General features: G+C 73.1%; 20 protein-coding genes. 14 read left to right on the top strand and 6 right to left on the bottom strand.

The window, feature by feature from the left end:
- From AAW13_RS07105 to AAW13_RS07085, 5 genes are all read left to right on the top strand, one after another.
- A partial coding sequence (locus AAW13_RS07105; RefSeq protein WP_143144983.1) for a 4'-phosphopantetheinyl transferase superfamily protein occupies positions 1-1,205 on the top strand: 1,205 nt, incomplete at its 5' end.
- A complete protein-coding gene (locus tag AAW13_RS07100; RefSeq protein WP_046734524.1) occupies positions 1,202-1,519 on the top strand; it encodes an acyl carrier protein in 318 nt (105 codons plus the stop codon). The genes AAW13_RS07105 and AAW13_RS07100, both read left to right, overlap by 4 nt.
- 2 nt (positions 1,520-1,521) lie before the next feature.
- Complete coding sequence (locus AAW13_RS07095; RefSeq protein ID WP_046734525.1) at positions 1,522-2,337, top strand: alpha/beta fold hydrolase; 816 nt, start codon at positions 1,522-1,524, stop codon at positions 2,335-2,337.
- Positions 2,334-3,500 carry a glycosyltransferase gene (locus AAW13_RS07090; RefSeq protein ID WP_046734526.1) on the top strand — a complete coding sequence of 389 codons (1,167 nt, stop codon included), beginning with the start codon at positions 2,334-2,336 and terminating at the stop codon, positions 3,498-3,500. Before AAW13_RS07095 ends, AAW13_RS07090 begins: the two co-directional genes overlap by 4 nt.
- On the top strand, positions 3,497-4,552 hold the full coding sequence (locus AAW13_RS07085; protein ID WP_046734527.1) for a class I SAM-dependent methyltransferase: 1,056 nt from the start codon (positions 3,497-3,499) through the stop codon (positions 4,550-4,552). Before AAW13_RS07090 ends, AAW13_RS07085 begins: the two co-directional genes overlap by 4 nt.
- A 63-nt stretch (positions 4,553-4,615) precedes the next feature.
- Here AAW13_RS07085 and AAW13_RS07080 read toward each other — a convergent pair whose 3' ends face one another.
- Positions 4,616-5,623 carry a lysylphosphatidylglycerol synthase transmembrane domain-containing protein gene (locus tag AAW13_RS07080; protein ID WP_046734554.1) on the bottom strand — a complete coding sequence of 336 codons (1,008 nt, stop codon included), beginning with the start codon at positions 5,621-5,623 and terminating at the stop codon, positions 4,616-4,618.
- A gap of 211 nt (positions 5,624-5,834) precedes the next feature.
- On the opposite strand from AAW13_RS07080, the gene AAW13_RS07075 reads away from it, so the two are divergent.
- Complete coding sequence (locus AAW13_RS07075) at positions 5,835-6,479, top strand: DedA family protein (RefSeq protein WP_046734528.1); 645 nt, start codon at positions 5,835-5,837, stop codon at positions 6,477-6,479.
- 114 nt (positions 6,480-6,593) lie between these two features.
- Here AAW13_RS07075 and AAW13_RS07070 read toward each other — a convergent pair whose 3' ends face one another.
- Positions 6,594-7,121 (bottom strand): gamma carbonic anhydrase family protein, encoded by a 528-nt coding sequence (locus AAW13_RS07070; RefSeq protein ID WP_046734529.1) that lies wholly within the window; start codon positions 7,119-7,121, stop codon positions 6,594-6,596.
- Positions 7,122-7,230: 109 nt separating this feature from the next.
- Between AAW13_RS07070 and AAW13_RS07065 the strand changes: the two genes are divergently transcribed.
- The 4 genes from AAW13_RS07065 to AAW13_RS07050 all read left to right on the top strand — a co-directional run bounded on the left by AAW13_RS07065 (position 7,231) and on the right by AAW13_RS07050 (position 10,802).
- Positions 7,231-7,995 (top strand): acyltransferase, encoded by a 765-nt coding sequence (locus tag AAW13_RS07065; protein WP_046734530.1) that lies wholly within the window; start codon positions 7,231-7,233, stop codon positions 7,993-7,995.
- A 147-nt stretch (positions 7,996-8,142) separates the two neighbouring features.
- Complete coding sequence (locus AAW13_RS07060) at positions 8,143-8,715, top strand: helix-turn-helix domain-containing protein (RefSeq protein WP_046734531.1); 573 nt, start codon at positions 8,143-8,145, stop codon at positions 8,713-8,715.
- Between the two features lie 32 nt (positions 8,716-8,747).
- Positions 8,748-9,302 carry a YbaK/EbsC family protein gene (locus tag AAW13_RS07055; protein ID WP_046734532.1) on the top strand — a complete coding sequence of 185 codons (555 nt, stop codon included), beginning with the start codon at positions 8,748-8,750 and terminating at the stop codon, positions 9,300-9,302.
- A gap of 117 nt (positions 9,303-9,419) precedes the next feature.
- On the top strand, positions 9,420-10,802 hold the full coding sequence (locus AAW13_RS07050; RefSeq protein ID WP_046734533.1) for an MFS transporter: 1,383 nt from the start codon (positions 9,420-9,422) through the stop codon (positions 10,800-10,802).
- On the opposite strand, the gene AAW13_RS07045 is transcribed toward AAW13_RS07050, so the two are convergent.
- The gene (locus AAW13_RS07045; protein ID WP_240528550.1) at positions 10,793-12,049 is read right to left on the bottom strand and encodes a cation diffusion facilitator family transporter; all 1,257 of its coding nucleotides are present in this window, start codon (positions 12,047-12,049) and stop codon (positions 10,793-10,795) included. The genes AAW13_RS07050 and AAW13_RS07045 overlap by 10 nt on opposite strands.
- Positions 12,050-12,114: 65 nt before the next feature.
- Between AAW13_RS07045 and AAW13_RS07040 the strand changes: the two genes are divergently transcribed.
- Positions 12,115-12,492: an ArsR/SmtB family transcription factor gene (locus AAW13_RS07040; protein WP_046734534.1), complete on the top strand. Its 378-nt coding sequence runs from the start codon at positions 12,115-12,117 to the stop codon at positions 12,490-12,492.
- Positions 12,493-12,811: 319 nt separating this feature from the next.
- Here AAW13_RS07040 and AAW13_RS07030 read toward each other — a convergent pair whose 3' ends face one another.
- From AAW13_RS07030 to AAW13_RS07020, 3 genes are all read right to left on the bottom strand, one after another.
- Positions 12,812-14,020: a 4-hydroxybenzoate 3-monooxygenase gene (locus AAW13_RS07030; RefSeq protein ID WP_420855439.1), complete on the bottom strand. Its 1,209-nt coding sequence runs from the start codon at positions 14,018-14,020 to the stop codon at positions 12,812-12,814.
- Positions 14,021-14,095: 75 nt separating this feature from the next.
- Positions 14,096-15,733: an APC family permease gene (locus AAW13_RS07025; protein ID WP_046734536.1), complete on the bottom strand. Its 1,638-nt coding sequence runs from the start codon at positions 15,731-15,733 to the stop codon at positions 14,096-14,098.
- Between the two features lie 217 nt (positions 15,734-15,950).
- Positions 15,951-16,376 carry a CoA-binding protein gene (locus AAW13_RS07020; RefSeq protein WP_046734556.1) on the bottom strand — a complete coding sequence of 142 codons (426 nt, stop codon included), beginning with the start codon at positions 16,374-16,376 and terminating at the stop codon, positions 15,951-15,953.
- A gap of 172 nt (positions 16,377-16,548) precedes the next feature.
- Between AAW13_RS07020 and AAW13_RS07015 the strand changes: the two genes are divergently transcribed.
- From AAW13_RS07015 to AAW13_RS07005, 3 genes are all read left to right on the top strand, one after another.
- A complete protein-coding gene (locus AAW13_RS07015; protein WP_046734557.1) occupies positions 16,549-17,280 on the top strand; it encodes a hypothetical protein in 732 nt (243 codons plus the stop codon).
- Positions 17,277-17,819, top strand: coding sequence for a SixA phosphatase family protein (locus AAW13_RS07010; RefSeq protein WP_046734537.1), 543 nt, complete (start codon positions 17,277-17,279; stop codon positions 17,817-17,819). The genes AAW13_RS07015 and AAW13_RS07010 overlap by 4 nt, the downstream gene beginning before the upstream one ends.
- A 73-nt stretch (positions 17,820-17,892) precedes the next feature.
- Positions 17,893-18,519 (top strand): YigZ family protein, encoded by a 627-nt coding sequence (locus AAW13_RS07005; RefSeq protein WP_046734538.1) that lies wholly within the window; start codon positions 17,893-17,895, stop codon positions 18,517-18,519.
- Positions 18,520-18,526 lie beyond the last annotated feature (7 nt).

Genomic DNA, 18,526 nt, shown 5'->3' with positions numbered 1-18,526 from the left:
CCCGCCCCCCGGCCCCCGAACGCACGCCCGACCACACCGCCGCCCAGCTCTACGCCGAACGCTGGATGTTCCACGGCCCGGCGTTCCAGGGCGTCACCGAACTCACCGCGATCGGCGACCGGCACGTCCGCGGGGTGATCACCGCACCCGCCGCCCCGGGCGCCCTGCTCGACAACGTCGGCCAGATCCTCGGCTACTGGATCATGGCCACCCGCACCGAACGGACCGTCGTCTTCCCGGTCCAGATGCGGCGGATGCGTTTCCACGGACCCGAGCCCGCCCCCGGCACCCGGGTCGGCTGCCTGGTACGGATCACCTCGCTCACCGACACCGTCCTCGAGGCGGACGTGGAACTCACCGTCGGCACGCGGGTGTGGGCGCGGATCGACGGCTGGCAGGACCGGCGTTTCGACAACGACCCGCAGACCCGCCCCGTCGAGCGCTTCCCCGAGCGCCACACGCTCTCCGAGGCCCGGCCGGGCGGCTGGGCCCTGGTCCACGAACGCTGGCCGGACCTGGCCTCCCGCGAGCTGATCATGCGCAACTCACTGGCGGGGGAGGAGCGTTCGCGGTACGCGGAGCACGCGCCACGCGGCCGCCGGCAGTGGCTGCTCGGCCGGATCGCCGCCAAGGACGCGGTACGGCACTGGCTGTGGCAGCACGGTGAGGGACCGGTCTTCCCCGGTGAACTCCGGGTCGACAACGACGAGTCGGGGCGGCCGTACGTGACCGGCAGGCACGGCCGCACCCTGCCCGCGCTGGACGTCTCGCTGGCCCACCGGGCCGAGGCGGCGGTGGCGATCGTACGCCCGCACCGGCCGGAGCCCGGCCCGGGCATCGACCTGGAAGAGGTCACCGAACGCGATCCGGCCGCCCTGGAGGCCGCCCTCGGCCCGGCCGAACTCCGGCTGCTGAGCTCGCTCTCCGCAAGCGACTCCCCGGCACTGTGGTTCACCCGGTTCTGGGCCGCCAAGGAGGCCGTCGCCAAGGCGGAGGGCACCGGATTCGGCGGCCGGCCACGGGACTTCACGGTGCTGGAGGCGGCCCCGGACGGCAGCCGGCTGCTGGTCTCGGGCCGGCTGGAACGCGCCTACCCGGTGCACTGCGCGCCGGTCCGCAATCCCCCCGCACTGCCGGACCGCGAGTACGTCGTGGCCTGGACGACCGGACCGGCAGCCGCAGACCCACAGGAGGACCCGCGATGAACCCCACCGAGCCCGAAGTCCGCGCCGACGAGGAGGCGGTGCTCGCCGACCTCACGCGGATGCTCCGGACCCTCCTTGAGGAGTACGGCGACGACGACGCCGAGATCGGCATGGACACCACCTTCAACCGCGACCTGGAACTGGAGTCCATCGACCTGGTCACCCTCGCCGGGCTCCTGGAGGAGCGGTACGGCAAGCGGGTCAACTTCGCCGAGTTCCTGGCCGGGATGGAGTTCGACGAGATCATCGGGCTGACCGTCGGCCGGCTCGTGGAGTACGTGGTGTGGAGTCTGAAGGCCACGGAGGCGGGCTGAACATGGCGATGGTCGAGACCGGAGACGTCCGGCTGCACGTACAGCGAATGGGCCCGGCGCAGGGCCGTACCCCGCTCGCCACCGTGGTCCTCGTCCACGGGCTGCTCACCGACAGCCTGGCCAGCTACTACTTCACGGTGGCCCCCGCCTTCGCCGCCTCCGGCCTGGACGTGGTCATGTACGACCTGCGCGGCCACGGCCGCAGCGAACGCCCGTCCGGCGGCTACACCCTGGACGACAACATCGACGACCTGGAGGCCCTGCTCGACCGGCTGTCGGTCACCGGTCCTGTGCACCTGGTCGGCAACTCCTACGGCGGCACCATCGCCTTCGGCTGGGCGGCCCGCCACCCGGAACGCGCCGCCAGCCTCACCCTCATCGAGTCCGAACCCGCCACCCCCGCCTGGGCGGAGAAACTCGGCGGCATCCTGCACCGGGTCGTCACCGAACTCGCCCACAACGAACCGGACGCGATCGCCTGGATCACCGCCAACCGCGGTCACAACACCGCCCGGCTGGCCAAGGGCGCGGCCCGGCTCGCCCGCGAGACCAGCCTCGGCCGGGACATCCCGGCCAGCCGGGTCCTCACCGAGGACCAGATCAGCGCCGTACGCTGCCCCGTCCTCGGGGTGTACGGGGGAGACTCGGACCTGGTGGACGTGGTCCCGCTGAAGGAGTCGCTGCTGGCGGACTACCGGGCGGTGGTGCTGCCGGGGCACGAGCACTCCGTGCTGGTCGAGGCGGCCGGACAGGTCGGCGGGCACATCCTGGAGCTGATCCACTCGGTCGGCGCGGAGCGGACGGCCGGGGCCCGGTGAGCGGCTTCCTGTTCGTCGTACCGCCGCTGGTCGGACACATCAACCCGGCCGTCGGCGTCGCGGCCGAACTCGGCGCCCGCGGTCACCGGGTGGCCTGGGTCTGCCCGGACACCGGGCTGGTGCGGCGGCTGGCGGGACCGGACGCCACCGTGTACCCGTGCGCGGGCGTCACCGAGGGGGAGCGGCCCCCCGACCTGCGGGGTGCGGAGGCGCTGCGCTTCCTGTGGGAGTGGTTCCTGGTGCCGCTGGCGGACGCGATGGCCCCCGGGGTCCGGGCGGCCGCCGCGGACTTCCGCCCGGACGTGGTCGTCGCCGACCAGCAGGCCTTCGCCGGTGCCCTGGCCGCCGAGCGGCTCGGGCTGCCCTGGGCGACCTCCGCGACCACCTCCGCCGAGTTCGGCGGTGCCTACGACGGCATTCCCAAGGTCGCCGCCTGGCTCCGGGACCGCCTCGCCGAACTGCGCGAGCGCATCGGGGACCCGGCCGGAACCGCCGACCCGCGCTTCTCGCCCCACCTGACGCTGGCCTTCACCACCCCCGAGCTCGCGGGCCCCACCGGCCGGCCGGCGGTCCGCCACGTCGGCCCGTCGATCTCCGCGCGACCGGCCGCCGACGGCTTCCCCTGGCAGTGGCTGGACCCCAGCCGGGACCGGGTCCTGGTCTCCCTCGGCACCGCCAACGCGGACGTGGGCGGGCGGTTCCTCGCCGAGTGCCTCAGCGCCCTGCGCGAACGGGCCGACCGGGTCCAGGCACTGGTCGCCGACCCCGGCGGCACCCTGCCCGCGGCCGCCGACGACAAGGACGTCCTGATCCTGCCCGTCCTGCCCCAGCTCCCGCTCCTGGAACGGGTCGACGCGGTCGTCTGCCACGCCGGGCACAACACCGTCTGCGAGGCGCTGTGGCACGGCGTCCCGCTGGTCGTCGCCCCCATCCGCGACGACCAGCCCGTGATCGCCGGACAGGTCGTCGACGCGGGCGCGGGCATCCGCGTGCGGTTCGGCCGGGTCACCGCCCCGAAGCTGGGCGCGGCCCTCGACACCGTCCTGCACGAACCCGCCCACCGCGCGGCGGCGGCCAGGATCCGCACCGCGTTCCGGGCCGCGGGCGGGGCGCCGGCCGCGGCGACCCACCTGGAGACACTGGCAACCGAGGAGAGCCGATGAGCAAGCCGAACGAGATCGAGGCGCTGCGCCCCGCCTACCGGCGGGACCTGGCCGAGGGCACCGACCGGTTCTTCGAACCGCCGCGCACCACCTGCCCCTGGTGCGGTTCGGACCGGCTGGCCACCCGGCTGCGCACCACCGACCTGCTCCAGCACAAGCCGGGTGCCTTCGTCCTCGACCGCTGCCAGGACTGCGCGCACACCTTCCAGAACCCCCGACTGAGCGAGAGCGGGCTGGAGTTCTACTACCGCGACTTCTACGACGGCCTCGGCGAACAGAAGATGAGCGGCACCTTCGGCGGCCGGACCAAGATGTACCGGGGCCGCGCCGAGTCCATGATCCCGCACGATCCGACGCCCAAGAACTGGCTCGACGTCGGCACCGGCCACGGCCACTTCTGCGAGGCCGCCCGCGAGGTGCTGCCCGGCACCGCCTTCGACGGCCTCGACTTCACCGACGGCGTCCACCTCGCCGCCCGCGAGGGCCGCGTCGAGCACGCCTACCGCGGTGCCTTCCCCGACCTGGCCCCCGAACTCGCCGCCCGCTACGACGTGGTCAGCATGTTCCACTACCTGGAACACAGCACCGACCCCGACCGCGAACTGCGCGCCGCCCACGAGACGGTACGCCCCGGCGGCCACCTCCTCATCGAGGTCCCCGACCCGGAGAGCCGCTACGCCCGCCTGCTCGGCCGCTGGTGGCTGCCCTGGCTCCAGCCGCAGCACCTGCACTTCGTCCCGGTCGCCAACCTCCGCGAACGCCTCACCGAACTGGGCTTCACGGTGGTCGCCGAAGAGCACGCCGAGGCCCACGACCCGGTCGACCTGCTGGCCGCCGTCTGGCTCGCCCTCGACCACACCGCCCCGCACGACGACGCCCCCTGGCTGCCCGAACCGCCCGGCGCCCTCCGCAGGACGCTCCGTGCCGCCCTGCTCATCGCGGGCATCCCGGCCCTGATCGCCGGCACCCTCCTGGACCGCTTCGCCGTACGGCCCCTCTCGCACCGCCTCCGCCTGTCCAACGCCTACCGTGTCGTCGCCCGCCGCGACTGACGGCCGGGCGACCGCTCACCGCGCCTTCGACAGCGCGTCTCACAGCGCCTTCGACAGGGCGTCTCACAGCGCCTTCGCGCGGATCATCGCCGACAGCACCAGGGCACCCGGCAGCAGCGGCAGCCAGTCGGTCAGCACGCGGTAGCCGATCACGGTCGCGGTCGCCACCGCCAACGGGGAGCCGAACGCGGCCAGGGCGAACACCAGCGCCGCGTCCACCGCGACCCCGCCGGGCACCGGTACGGCTCCGCCGGCCGTGCCCGCGGCGAGGTACGCGAGGAAGACGTCAGCCCACGACAGCCCGAGCCCCAGCGCCTCCCCGGTGCAGGCGAGGACACTCGCCTGCACCAGTGGTATCGCGGTCGCCCCGCCCCACAGGGCCAGCACCCGGCACGGTCGGGTGTGCACCGCGCGGGCATCGGTCAGGGCACACCGCACCAGCCCGGTCACCGGCCGCCGCAGCGGTCGTACGACGGCCGTCGCCACGCCCGCCAGGGTCACGACGACGGCCACCGGGACCAGCACCGTGCCGTCCGGGACCAGCTCGCCCAGCCGCCGCCACGCCGACGAGGACAGCACGAAGACCACCAGCACGACGGTCTTCGCGCCGGACTTGGCCACCGAGTACAGCGCGATCGAGGCCGTGGCCCGCTCCAGCGGGACACCCCGGGTACGCAGGAAGCGCACCGTGACGGCGTGCGCGCCGAGCCCGGCGGGCAGCGCGTGGTTGGCGGCCCCGGCGGCGAACTGCGAGGCCAGCAGCAGACCGGGCGGCAGCCGGTCGGGCACCGCGCCCTGCCGCATGCAGGCGGCCAGCACCCAGGTCAGGCAGGTGAAACCGGCACCGGCCAGCAGCCAGCCGGGTTCGGCGTGGGTGAGCCGGGTGACGCCCTCGTACAGCAGCGACTGGTTGGCCAGGCCCCAGACCGCGGCGACGAGCAGAGAGGACAGGCACACGGCGAGCCGGAGCGGCCGGCCCGCCGCCGAGGGCGTCGGCAGCGGACGCACGGGGGGTGCGTCGGAGCCGGACGACGGCAGGGAGGAGGGCAGGGACGAGGGCAGGGACGACAGTGAGGACACGGGGACGTTGTCCTTCCACAGCGGGCCCGGGGTGGGGAGCCACGGGCTGGTGGGACCGCGGGGGAGCCTTCCCGCCCTGAATGACACCCGGATGTCCGAAAACCGAAGGCCGGAGGGCGGGCCGGTGCCGCGGGCGCCGCGGTGCCCCGCCGACCCGGTAGCCTTCCTGGGGAACGAGCATGCGACAGGGGAGGAACCGGCGGTGCACGTCCAGGAATGGCTCGACTCGGTACCGGCGATCGCCGTCTACGCCATGGTGGCGCTGGTGATCGGTCTGGAGAGCCTGGGCATCCCGCTGCCGGGCGAGATCGTCCTGGTCTCCGCCGCGCTGCTGTCCTCCCAGCACTCGGGCGTCAACCCGGTCGTGCTCGGCGTGTGCGCCACCGCGGGCGCGGTGATCGGCGACTCGATCGGCTACGCGATCGGACGCAAGGGCGGCCGGCCCCTGCTGGCCTGGCTGGGGAACAAGTTCCCCAGACACTTCAGTGAGGGCCATGTCGCCACCGCCGAACGCTCCTTCGAGAAGTGGGGCATGTGGGCGGTCTTCTTCGGCCGCTTCATCGCCCTGCTGCGCATCTTCGCGGGCCCCCTGGCGGGCGTCCTCCACATGCCGTACTGGAAGTTCCTGATCGCCAACCTGCTCGGCGGCATCTGCTGGGCGGGCGGCACGACGGCGGTCGTCTACTACGTCGGCATCGTCGCGGAGGACTGGCTGAAGCGCTTCTCGTACGTGGGCCTGGCGGCGGCGGTGCTCTTCGGCCTGGCCTCGATGCTGATCGTCCGTCGCAAGGCGAAGAAGATCCAGGCCCCCGAAAAGGAAGCCGAACCTGTAGGCGCCGGTGAGTAGTCCCACCTGAGGGGCGCGAGGAACTGCGCGACCAGCCCCCACCGCGCCGCACCCGCCATACGCCCTACTCATGCACCCCGCGATGCGCCCTACTCATGCACCCCGCGATGCGCCCTACTCATGCACCCCGCGATGCGCCTGACCAAGCTCGGCGTACAGGGTCCCGTTGAGGGTGACCCCCTGCCTTTCCTCCTCGGTCAGCTCGCGCCGCACCTTGGCCGGCACCCCCGCCACCAGCGACCCCGCCGGCACCACCATCCCCTGCGGCACCAACGCCTGCGCGGCCACCAGCGACCCCGCCCCGATCACCGCCCCGTTGAGCACGGTCGCCCCCATCCCGATGAGGCAGTCGTCCTCCACGGTCGCCCCGTGCACCACGGCGTTGTGCCCGATCGACACCCGCTCCCCGACGCTCACCGGGAACCCGGGATCCGCGTGCAGCGTGGCGTTGTCCTGGACGTTCGCCTGAGCGCCCACCGTGATCTTCTCGACGTCCCCGCGGATCACCGCCCCGTACCAGACACTGGCCCCGGCCCGCAGCGTCACGTCGCCGATCACCGAGGCCGTCGGCGCCACGAACACCTCGTCCTCGATCTCCGGCTCGCGCCCGCCGATCCCCACGATCAGTGCCCTGTGCGTCATCACGGTCTCCCGTCGTCTCCGATGTCCCCGAAACCTACGCCACCGCCTGGGGCGAAGATCACAGCGGCCCGCCCTCATAAGGGCGCGCCACGCTGAGTACCGTGACCCCGTGCCGAAGCCCAAGAACACGTTCTCGTCCTGGCGCCGCCGCCTCGCCCAACGCGCAGTGCACGCCGTCTGGGCCTGGGCGCAGCGCACGGGATCCGTCACCGCCGACCACCCCGGCCGGTTCCGTTTCGGCGCCCTCGGCGAAGCCACCCGCCTGGCCTTCCCGCTCGGCACGGTCTTCGGTGAACCGTGGATCCACCTCGGCTCGCACTGCATCGTCGGCGAACAGGTCACCCTCACGGCGGGCCTGATGCCCGACCTCGACCTGGGCCCCGACCCGATCCTGCGCATCGGCGACGGCGTGGTCCTGGGCCGCGGCAGTCACGTGATCGCCGACACCACGGTCACCATCGGCAGCGACTGCTACTTCGGCCCGTACGTGTACGTCACCTCCACCAACCACTCCTACGACGATCCGCACGAGCCCATCGGCAAGCAGTGGCCCCGCATGGAGCCCGTGGAGATCGGCCCGGGCTGCTGGATCGGCACCGGCGCGGTCGTCCTGCCGGGCGCCCGGATCGGCCGGAACGTGGTGGTGGCCGCCGGCGCGGTGGTCCGGGGCACGGTGCCCGACCACGCCGTGGTGGCGGGCGCGCCGGCCCGGGTCGTACGACGCTGGACCGCCGAGGCCGGCTGGCAGCCCCCGCTGCGCACCCCCGCGCCGGTGCCGATCCCGGCGGGCACGACCCCGGAGCAGCTTCGCGCCCTGGCGGAACTGGACGCGGAGGACGTGGCCCGGCTGGCCGAACTGGAGCCCGAGGGCTGAGCCGCCGGGGCGTGGGACCGATGCCCGGATCGGTACCGCCCCGCAGTACAGTTCGGTGAACGGTCGGGTACACCTCGCGGTAGTGCATTCGGCCGGATTCTGTCATTCAGGATATTGGACCGTGATGCTCTCGACGTTGGACGGAACGTGTCGGATCTCGACCTGCTGACCCAGTCCCTGGCCCGCAACGTCAAGCACTGGCGTGCGGTGCGCGGCTTCACCCTGGACGTGCTCGCGGCCCGGGCCGGGGTCAGCCGCGGCATGCTGATCCAGATCGAGCAGGCCCGCACCAATCCGAGCATCGGCACCGTCGTCAAGATCGGTGACGCGCTCGGCGTCAGCATCACCACCCTGCTCGACTACGAGCAGGGCCCGAAGGTCCGGATCATCCCGGCCGAGAAGGCGGTACGGCTGTGGCACACCGAGGCCGGCAGCTTCAACCGCCTGCTCGCCGGCACCGAGGCGCCCGGCCCGCTGGAGATGTGGGACTGGTACCTGATGCCGGGCGAGAGCAGCCCGTCCGAACCCCACCCGACCGGCACCGTGGAGATCGTCCATGTCACCGAAGGTGAGCTGACCCTCACCGTCGACGGGGTCGACTACCGGGTGCCGACCGGCGCCAGCGCCTCCTTCGAGGCGAACAAGGCCCATGTGTACGGCAACACCGGGGACGTCCCGACGCGGATGGTCATGACGGTCTCCGTGCCGCCCGTGCCCTGAGCCCGCCGCCGGCCTGCTGTTAGCGTGCGGACATGCGCGCACCCATCGGAGACTTCGACACGGCCACCCCCGCCCCGGACTGCCTCGACGAACTGACCGCCCCGGTGGCTAACGCCGTACGTGCCTGGTCCGGTGCCGTCCCCGCCGACCAGATCCTCTACGTCGAGACCGACCCGCAGTGGGCGGACACCGCCGTCTTCGTCGAGCGCTACGGACGCGAACTGCTGGACCGGTCCGCCAACTGCGTGGTGGTGGCGGGCAGGCGCGGCGGCGAGACCACCCTGGCGGCCTGTCTGGTCCTGTCCACGACCAGGGTCGACGTCAACGGGGTCGTCCGGCGTCAACTGGGCTCCCGCAAGGCGTCGTTCGCCTCGATGGACACCGCGACCGGCGAGACCGGCATGGAGTACGGCGGCATCACCCCGATCGGACTCCCGCGTGACTGGGCCCTGTTGGTGGACCCGGCCGTCGTCGACCTGCCCTGGGTGCTGGTCGGCAGCGGCCGCCGCCGCGGCAAACTCCTGGTCCCGGGCAAGGCGTTCGCACAACTGCCGAACGCGGTGGTCCTGGACGGGCTCGGCGCCTAGGCCGGATGTCCGGCCGCCGTCAGCCACGCCCCGCCACCGGATGACCCATATCTGATCAGATGTCCCTTATGGTGACCTTCGGTGACGGGGCTCGGCGGAGGGGACGGAGTGGGGGCCATGGCGTTCGCGGAGTCGGCCCCGGTGGGCGGGCGACGGTCCTGGGCGCCCCTGCTGGCGGTGTGCGCCGGGTACTTCATGGTGATCCTGGACGTCACGGCCCTCAACGTCGCCGTCCCGGTGATCGGCCGGGAACTGACGGCCTCGCTCACCGGCATCCAGTGGATCACCGACGGGTACACGCTGGTCTTCGCCGGGTTCCTGCTGACCGGCGGCGCGCTGGGCGACCGGCTGGGCAACCGGCGGGTCTTCTGCTGGGGCGTGGCGGTGTTCACGCTGTCCTCGGCCGCCTGCGCGCTCGCCGTCGACACCCCGTTCCTGGTCGCGGCCCGGCTGGTGGAAGGGCTCGGCGCGGCGCTGATCGTGCCTGGCTCACTGGCCCTGCTCCAGCAGTCCTACCCGGCGTCGGCCGCCCGTTCGCGGGCGTTCGGACTGTGGGGTTCGATGGCGGGCGTCGCGGCCGCCGCCGGCCCGCTGCTGGGCGGGCTGCTCGTCTCCACACTGGGCTGGCGCTGGGTGTTCCTCGTCAACCTGCCCGTCGGCGTGGCCTGCCTGCTGCTCACCCTGCGGCACGTGAGCCGCTCGCCCCGCCATCCCAGCCGGGCGCTGGACTGGCCCGCGCAGTGCGCGGTGGTGGCGGCGGTGGCGCTGCTGACCGCGGCGCTCAACGAGGCCGGGCGGCGGGGCTGGTCGGATCCGGCGGTGCTCGCCGGGGTGGGCCTGGCCGCGCTGGCCGCCGTGGCGTTCGCGGTGCGCGAGCGGCTGGCCCGCTCGCCGGTCCTCCCACCGAGCCTGCTGCGCTCCCGGGCGATGAGCGGGGGAGCCGCGGTCGGCCTGCTGTTCAACTTCGGCTTCTACGGCATGGTGTTCACGGCCAGCCTGGAGTTCCAGCGGCAGCGCGGCTTCAGCGCCCTCGGCACCGGGCTGGCGCTGTTCCCGGCGGTGGCGATGACCATGTTCGCCTCCGTCCTGTCCGGCCGGCTGGCCCGCCGCACCGGGGACCGGCCGCTGGTGGTCTCCGGGATGCTCCTGGCCGGCCTGGGGCTGACCGGGTGGGCCGCGGCCGGAACCGACCCCGCCTACCCGCTGCTGGTCGCCCCGATGATGGCCGCGGGCTTCGGCACCTCCTTCGCCCTCACCGGTTCCACCGCCACCGTGATGGGTGCCGCGCCCGCGGAGTACTCGGGCGCCGCCTCCGCCCTGTTCAACACGACCCGCCAGATCGGCAGCGCCACCGGCGTGGCGCTCGGCGGCAGCCTGCTCGCCTCCGCCGCCGACTACGGTACCGGGCTGCGCGTCAGCATGGCCGTCGGCGCGCTCGCCTACCTGACCGCCGCGGCCCTCGCGTGGCTGTGCGTGCCGGCGCGGCCGGATCAGACCTGAGGCACCGCGTGGTGGTGCGCCAGCGCCAGGTGCGGGTCCGTCTCGCCCGGCGCGGGCGCCGGATCCGCGTGCACCAGGGCCGCCGTCAGCCTCGGTACGGCGTGCAGCAGCGCGTGCTCGGCCGCGACGGCGACCGCGTGCGCCTGCCGTACGGTCGCCTCGCCGTCGACCACCACCGCGACCTCGGCGCGCAGCCGGTGCCCGATCCAGCGCAGCCGCAGCTCACCCACCGACCGCACCCCCGGCACCTCGCGCAGCGCCCGCTCGGCCCGGTCCACCAGCTCCGGGTCCACGGCGTCCATCACCCGCCGGAACACCTCGCGGGCCGCGTCCCGCAGCACCAGCACGATCGCGGCGGTGATCGCCAGCCCGACCAGCGGGTCCGCGAGCTGCCAGCCCAGCGCGGAACCGGCGGCGCCCAGCAGCACGGCCAGGGAGGTGAACCCGTCGGTGCGCGCGTGCAGCCCGTCGGCGACCAGCGCGGCCGAGCCGATGTCCCGGCCCACCCGAATCCGGTACCGGGCCACCCACTCGTTCCCGGCGAACCCGGCCAGCGCGGCCACCGCGACCGCCGGCAGCTGGGCGACGGGGCGGGGATCCAGCAGCCGTTCGACCGCCGTCCACGCGGCGAAGGCGGCCGACGCGGTGATCGTCAGCACGATCGCGATGCCGGCGAGGTCCTCCGCCCGTCCGTAGCCGTAGGTGAAGCGACGGTTGGCCGTGCGCCGCCCGAGCACGAAGGCGATGCCCAGCGGTACGGCGGTCAACGCGTCGGCCGCGTTGTGCACCGTGTCCCCGAGCAGGGCCACCGAGCCGGACACGGCCACGACGACCGCCTGCGCGAGCGCCGTCACGCCGAGCACGGCCAGCGACACCCAGAGCGCCCGCATGCCCCGCGCCGAGGACTCCAGCGCGGGGTCGAGCTTGTCGGCGGTCTTGTGCGAGTGCGGCGTCAGAAGACGCCCGAGCCGCTGCCGCAGCCCGACGGGGGAGCGGTGGGAGTGCCCATGCCCCGGGCCGTGGCCGTGCGGGTGGCCATGGGTGTGGTCATGGCCATGGGTGGGGTCATGGGTGGCGATCTGGGCGGGGTCGTGCTGGTGGGTGTGGGCGGTGCCGTGGCCGTGGCCGTGGTCCTGCGGGTGCGGGTGCGGGTGCGGGTGCGGGTGCGGGTGCGGGTGCTGGTGCTGGTGCTGGTCGTCCGGGTCTGCGTGGTCGTGTGCGTGGTCGTGGTGGTGCCGGGCGCTCATACGGCTCCCCCTCTCCGGTGCGCGGTGCGTGGACAGGCGGTGCCCACGACAGCCATTATGTGCGTATGAGCGCACGCATGCACCTGTCACTTGCGCATCATGCGCATCCGCGCAGCCCCGGCGAGGAACAGTTCGCGCTCGCCGCCGAACTCCTGGCGCTGCTCGGCGACCGCACCCGGCTCACCCTGCTGCACGCCCTGACGACGGGCGAGGCCGACGTCTCCACGCTGACGGAGGTGTGCGGAGCGGCCCGGCCCGCCGTCAGCCAGCACCTGGCCCGGCTGCGGCTGGCCGGTCTGGTGGGCACGCGCAAGGAGGGGCGCCGGGTGGTGTACTCGCTGCGCCACGGTCACCTGCGGCGGCTGGTCGAGGAGGCGCTGAAGGTGGCGGACCACCGTCTCACCGAGACCGCCGCGGAGCCGCCTGGCGAAGCAGGGAGCTGAGCCTTTCCAGCCGGGCGAGGGCCTCGTCGGGATCGCTGGTGGCCGCCGCGAGCGCCGGGCCCAGCGGTGTCTCCCGTACCGCCCGCATGCGGTCGGACGGCTCGGCTGCCGGACTCAGCAGCGTACGGCGGCCGTCGCGCGGGTCGGGTTCGGCCACGGCCGCCCCCGCGCCGCGCAACCGGGCCACGCAGTTGGAGACCTGACTCCGGGCCGGCCCCGTGCGTCCGGCGATCTCGGTGACCGTGGTGCCGGGGTGGTCCCGCAGGCCGGCGGCGACGATCGGCGGCGACGACCAGGGCCGCGGCCGTCTGAGGGGAGGTCAGTAGGCCGCGGCCGAGCCGAGGTACTGCTCGGCGAAGGCCGTCGCCGCCGCGCGGGAGGTGAACAGCCGCCGCAACCGGGCCAGGCTGGTGCCGGCCGTGAAGGGGTCTCCGGAGGCGGTGCCGTGGTAGATCCCGGCCAGGAACGCGGAGAACTCCTGGTAGTCCCAGACCCGGCGCAGACAGGCGTGGGAGTAGCCGTCCAGTCCGGTGTCGTCGCCCTTGGTGACGTGCGCGACGAGGCCGTCGCCCAGCAGGAAGGCGTCGTGCAGGGCGAGGTTCATGCCCTTGGCGGCGATCGGCGCGGTCAGGTGCCCGGCGTCGCCCGCCAGGAAGAGCCGGCCGAACCTCAGGGGTTCGACCACGTAGTTGTGCATGTCGAGCACACGCTTTTCGATCAGCGGCCCCTCGTGGAGCGGCGGTGCGCCGGCCGCGCCGAGCCGCTCGCGCAGCTCGTCCCAGATCCGGTCGTGGGACCAGTTCTCCGGGTCGTCGCCCGGCGGGCACTGGAGGTAGTAGCGGGTGACCTCGGGGCTGCGGGCCATGTGCCCGGCGAAACCGTTCGGATGGACGCCGAACACCACGCAGTCCGAGGACGGCGGCGCCTCGGCGAGCAGCGCCAGCCACCCGACGCCGTGGTCCTGCCGCGCCGTCCGCACCCGGCCGTCCGGTATCGCGTCCCGGCTCACCCCGCGGGCGCCGTCGCAGCCCGCCACGAACTCGCAGCGCAGGACGTGCCGTCGACCGGTCCCGGGGTCGGTGTACGACACGGCCGGCAGGTCCGTCTCCAGGTCGTGCAGTTCGACGTCCCGCACCTCGAACCTGATGTCCCCGCCGCGCACGTCCGCGTACTCCCGTACCAGGTCGGTGACGAGCAACGGCTGCGGATAGACGTAGTGGTGAAGGCCCGTCAGCTCGGCGTAGTCGAAGCGGAAGCGCTCGTCGGCGAAGCGGAACTCGCACGCGCCGTGCACCTGGGCGCGGGCCGACAGGGCGTCGGCCAGGCCGCGCTCGCGGAGGCCGTGCACCACCCGTTCCTCGACGACGCCGGCCCTGGGCCGCGTCTCGATGAACTGCCTGCTCTCGGTCTCCAGCACCACACAGTCGACGGCGGCGGCCCGCAGGATGTTCCCGACGGTCAGTCCGGCGGGCCCGGCGCCCACGACGACGACCGTACGGCGTTCTTCTGACGGGGAGTTGGGATTCACCCCCACATTATGACGGTGTCCCGTCAGCCACGGCAGTGCCACCGTGGCTGACGGGACGCAGGGGGTGCGGACGGGTCAGTGCGCCGGGGCGTCGGTCACCACGACCTCGTCGATGCTGCGCTCGATGTCCTGGGCGGTGGAGGCGGTCGCCTTGGCCCAGTAGTAGATGACGACGGAGAACGCGGCGATGACGAGGATGTCCCACCACAGGGCGATGTGTCCCTGGCCGCCGAAGCTGCCCTGCCAGGAGATCAGGCCCATGCCGAGCAGGTAGACGGGGAGCCACTGCGCGGCCCTGAAGTCGAGCCGGGGCGCGTCCGGCAGGTTCTTGCTGACGGCGTAGTAGGCGTACCCGCCGAGCAGCAGGTAGCCCAGCACGATCGCGAGTCCGAGCCGCCACAGGATGTCCCAGCCGGACCAGTAGATGATCAGGTTGGCGACCACGAACGACAGCGGGGAGATCACCTTGCCGAAGGGCAGCCGGTACGGGCGCTCGAGATGCGGCAGCCGGTCGGTGAAGACGCCGTACGCCAGCGGCGCACCGGCGTACATCAGCACGCTCGCGGAGGTGATGAAGCCGACCAGCTGCTGCCAGCTCGGGAACGGCAGGAAGCAGATCACGCCCGTGACGAAGGACATGATCAGACCGAACCACGGCACGCCCCGGGTGTCGGTCCTGGCGAAGACCTTCGGCGCGTAGCCGTTCTTCGCCAGGCCGTAGGAGACGCGCGAGGTGGCGGTGGTGTAGATCAGGCCGGTGCCGCCGGGGGAGATGATCGCGTCGAGATACAGGATCCAGGCGAGCCAGCCGAGGCCCACCAGGCTGGCGAGTCCGGCCCATGGTCCGCTGATGCCCGTGTAGAACAGGTGGGACCAGCCGTGCGCGAAGCTGCTGTGCGGCAGCGCGGCGATGAACACGACCTGGAGCAGGACGTAGATGACGGCGCCGATCGCGACCGAGCCGAGCGTGGCGCGCGGCAGGTCCTTCTTCGGGTTGCGGCTCTCGCCGGCCAGCTGGATGGCCTGCTCGAAGCCGAGCAGCGCGAAGATGATGCCGCTGGTGCTGATCGCGGCCAGGACGCCCTTGGCGCCGAACGGGGCGAAGCCCTCGGAGTGGAAGTTGGACGGGTGGAAGTTGCCGATCGCGATGATGAAGATCGCGGCCAGCGGTACGGCGATCTTCCACCAGGTCGCGGCGCTGTTGGTGTGCGCGAGCACCCGTACGCCGAAGAAGTTGACCCCCACGAACAGGGCCATCAGCACGACCGCCACCGCCAGACCGCTGTGGGTCAGGGTCCCGTTGGTGTGCTGGAGGTGCTGGGCCCACTTCCAGTGACCGGCGTAACCGATCATGGCCTCGACCTCGATCGGCGCCACGGTCGCCGCCTGTAGCCAGGAGAACCAGCCGAAGGACATGCCGGCCAGGCCGCCGAAGGCGTAGTGCGGGTAACGGGCCGTACCGCCCGCCACCGGGAACATGCCGCCGAGCTCCGCGTGCACCAGAGCCAGCAGCACGATCGCGATCGCGCCGATCACCCACGAGATGATCGCCGCGGGGCCTGCCTCCACGACGGCCTTCTGAGCGCCGTAGAGCCAGCCGGACCCGATGATCGAGCCCACCGAGGCCCACATCAGGCCGATCAGGCCGACGTCCCGCCTCAGACCGCCGGAAGGACGAGCGTCCTCCACGGCGGGTTTCTCGACACTCACCATGTCAAGTGGCCTCTCATTTTCTCAACGCAGATTTAACGAGCAAGAGGGCACAACTTAAGGGTGAGTTCCGGAAGGGCAGAAGAGCCTTGCCAAAGATTTGACCCTCGATCTTGCCTGTCTTGGCCAAAGCTTTTGCGCAGGTGAGCGAGGGTCACAGAATGTCCGTATTCAGTTCCTAAATGTGAGAAGAAGGTAAGACAGGAAGCTCAGATCGAGCTCAAATCCCGCGTGGATCCTGGCCCAGGCGCGGTATTTCGATGGCCGGGCAGCGGTCCATGACCATCTCCAGGCCCGCGGCCCGCGTCCGCTCGTACGCCGCCTCGTCGACCACCCCGAGCTGGAACCAGACCGCCTTCGCGCCCTTCGCCACCGCCTCGTCCGCGACCTGGCCGGCCTGCTCGCTGTTGACGAAGACGTCCACCACGTCGACGTCGAAGGGGATGTCCGCGAGCGACGCGTAGCCCTGCTCGCCGTGCACCGTCTCCGCCTTCGGATGGACCGGCACGATCCGCTTGCCGAACCGTTGCAGCACCTGCGCCACCCCGTACGCCGCCCGTTCCCGGTTGGACGACAGGCCGACCACCGCCCAGGTGTCACCCGTCCCGGTCAGGATCCTGCGGACCGTCTCTGCGTCGCCGTACACCATCGGCCTCCTCGGCTGGGGGAACATCTGCCGTGGCCAACCGCCGCCGTCGGGGCCTGATTCCCCGGTCCGGAGGGGCCCGAGGTGTCGCATGTCCCGTATGTCCCGCCACGGGGACCGGAATCGGCGCAAGGTGCCTGCGTGCGGCCCTCCGCACGCCTACGCTCAGCCCGTGCTGCGCATTCTCGACGCCAAGACCGGGGAGACCGTCCCCGCCGTCCCCGCCCGCCGTGCCCTGACCCGGGTCGAGGCCCATGTCTCCGGTCACGACCTGACGGGGCTGCGGGTCCTGCTCACCACCGACCTCCTGCTGCGCGCCCTGGAGCTCGGCGGCACCCCGGTCCTGCCGCTGCTCACCGCCGACCGCCACCAGGCCGAACTGCACGCCGCCGCCACCGCCCTCGGCATCCGTCCCTTCGAGGACGGCCGTGATCTCGCCGCCGGACTCGGCGAGGCCCAGGTCGTGCACGTGACGGCGCGGGACGCGGCCGTGCCCGGCACCGGGGTGACCGTCGCCGTGGCCCCCGCCGGCGGACCGGACGCGCAGGTCCTGAACGGGCTCGCGGACCCGGCCGCGCTCCGGCTCGCCCTCCTCGACGCCCCGCGCGGCACGGCCGTCCGTCTCGCGGCCGGGGCCCTCGACGCGGCCGGGCGGCGGCTCGGGCGGCTGCGCCAGTCGGTGGCCGGATGGGCGCGCAGCCCCTCGCGGCCGGTGCCCGAGAAGGTGCGGGGGCGGCTGCGGGACGCCTGGGAGGACGACCTCGACGTGCCCGGTGTCCTCGGTGTGCTGCGCTGGATGGAGGACCAGCCCGAGATCCCGGACGGCGCCCGCTTCGAGACCTGCGCCTACGCCGACCGGCTGCTCGCCCTCGACCTCACCCGCGACCTCGGCGGGCCGGCGTGAGCGGCGGGGCCGGCGCGGGGCCGCCGCGTCGGCTGGTCGTCCTGCGGCACGCCAAGTCGGCCTGGCCCGAGGGCGTCCCCGACGAACTGCGTCCGCTGGCCGCGCGCGGCCGCCGTGACGCCCCCGCGGCCGGCCGGGCCCTCGCCGCGTCCGGCTGCCTGCCCGACCTCGCCGTCTGCTCCACCGCGGTGCGCACCCGGCAGACCTGGGAGCTGGCCGCCGGCCAGTGGGGCACCCCGCCGCCGGTCCGCTACGACAGCAGGGTGTACGCGGCCGGCGTCCCCGAGCTGATGGAGGTCGTGCGCGGGGTCCCGGCGGAGGTGGAGACGCTCCTGCTGGTGGGGCACAACCCGGGGCTGGAGGAGCTGGTCCTGGAACTCGCCGGGGACGGCCTGGACGACACCCTGGAGCAGGTCCGCGTGAAGTTCCCGACCGCGGCGATCGCGGTCCTCGCCTGGCACGGCACGGAGTGGACGGCACTGGGGCCGCGCACCGCCCTGCTGACCGAGGTGACGGTGGCCCGGGGCCGCGAGGGGTAGCCGGACCGACCGTGCCGGAGGGCCCGGGGTGACCGTGCCGGACGGCCTCGGGACGGCCGCATAGGGTGGGCGGATGCAGGACGAGTACCGCACCGTCGCCCGCGCGGGCACGCACGAGACCGAGGTCAACCGTTCCCGCTTCCTGTGCGCCCTCGCCCCGGCGGCCACCGAGCGGGAGGCCCAGGACTTCGTCGCGGCGATCCGCAAGGAGCACGCCGACGCCACCCACAACTGCTGGGCGTACGTCGTCGGCGCCGACGCCTCCGTCCAGAAGGCCAGTGACGACGGCGAACCGGGCGGCACCGCCGGGGTGCCCATGCTCCAGATGCTGCTGCGCCGCGAGATGCGCTACGTCGTCGCCGTCGTCACCCGCTACTACGGCGGCGTCAAGCTCGGCGCGGGCGGACTGATCCGGGCTTACGGCGGTGCGGTCGGCGAGGCCCTGGACACTCTCGGCACGGTCACCCGCCGCCGCTTCCGGCTGGCCACCGTGACCGTCGACCACCAGCGGGCCGGCAAGGTCCAGAACGACCTGCGGGCCACCGGCCGCGAGGTCCGCGACGTGCGCTACGGGGAGGCCGTCACCATCGAGATCGGCCTCCCCGACGCCGACGTGGACATCTTCCGCGCCTGGCTCGCCGACGCCACGGCGGGCACGGCGAGCCTGGAACTGGGCGGGGAGGCCTACGGGGACGCGTGACGGTGAG

Origin of the sequence: Streptomyces humi, from assembly GCF_001005085.2 — a bacterium.
Taxonomy (GTDB): domain Bacteria; phylum Actinomycetota; class Actinomycetes; order Streptomycetales; family Streptomycetaceae; genus Streptomyces; species Streptomyces humi.
This window is presented reverse-complemented; position numbering and strand designations above follow the sequence as displayed.

Excerpts from the sequence above, each read along its gene's own strand:
- AAW13_RS07070 (WP_046734529.1), bottom strand. The coding sequence starts at position 7,121 with ATGACGCACAGGGCACTGATCGTGGGGATCGGCGGGCGCGAGCCGGAG.
- AAW13_RS07005 (WP_046734538.1), top strand. The coding sequence starts at position 17,893 with ATGCAGGACGAGTACCGCACCGTCGCCCGCGCGGGCACGCACGAGACC.
- AAW13_RS07095 (WP_046734525.1), top strand. The coding sequence starts at position 1,522 with ATGGCGATGGTCGAGACCGGAGACGTCCGGCTGCACGTACAGCGAATG.
- AAW13_RS07055 (WP_046734532.1), top strand. The coding sequence starts at position 8,748 with ATGCGCGCACCCATCGGAGACTTCGACACGGCCACCCCCGCCCCGGAC.
- AAW13_RS07045 (WP_240528550.1), bottom strand. The coding sequence starts at position 12,049 with ATGAGCGCCCGGCACCACCACGACCACGCACACGACCACGCAGACCCG.
- AAW13_RS07050 (WP_046734533.1), top strand. The coding sequence starts at position 9,420 with ATGGCGTTCGCGGAGTCGGCCCCGGTGGGCGGGCGACGGTCCTGGGCG.
- AAW13_RS07100 (WP_046734524.1), top strand. The coding sequence starts at position 1,202 with ATGAACCCCACCGAGCCCGAAGTCCGCGCCGACGAGGAGGCGGTGCTC.
- AAW13_RS07085 (WP_046734527.1), top strand. The coding sequence starts at position 3,497 with ATGAGCAAGCCGAACGAGATCGAGGCGCTGCGCCCCGCCTACCGGCGG.
- AAW13_RS07040 (WP_046734534.1), top strand. The coding sequence starts at position 12,115 with ATGAGCGCACGCATGCACCTGTCACTTGCGCATCATGCGCATCCGCGC.
- AAW13_RS07025 (WP_046734536.1), bottom strand. The coding sequence starts at position 15,733 with ATGGTGAGTGTCGAGAAACCCGCCGTGGAGGACGCTCGTCCTTCCGGC.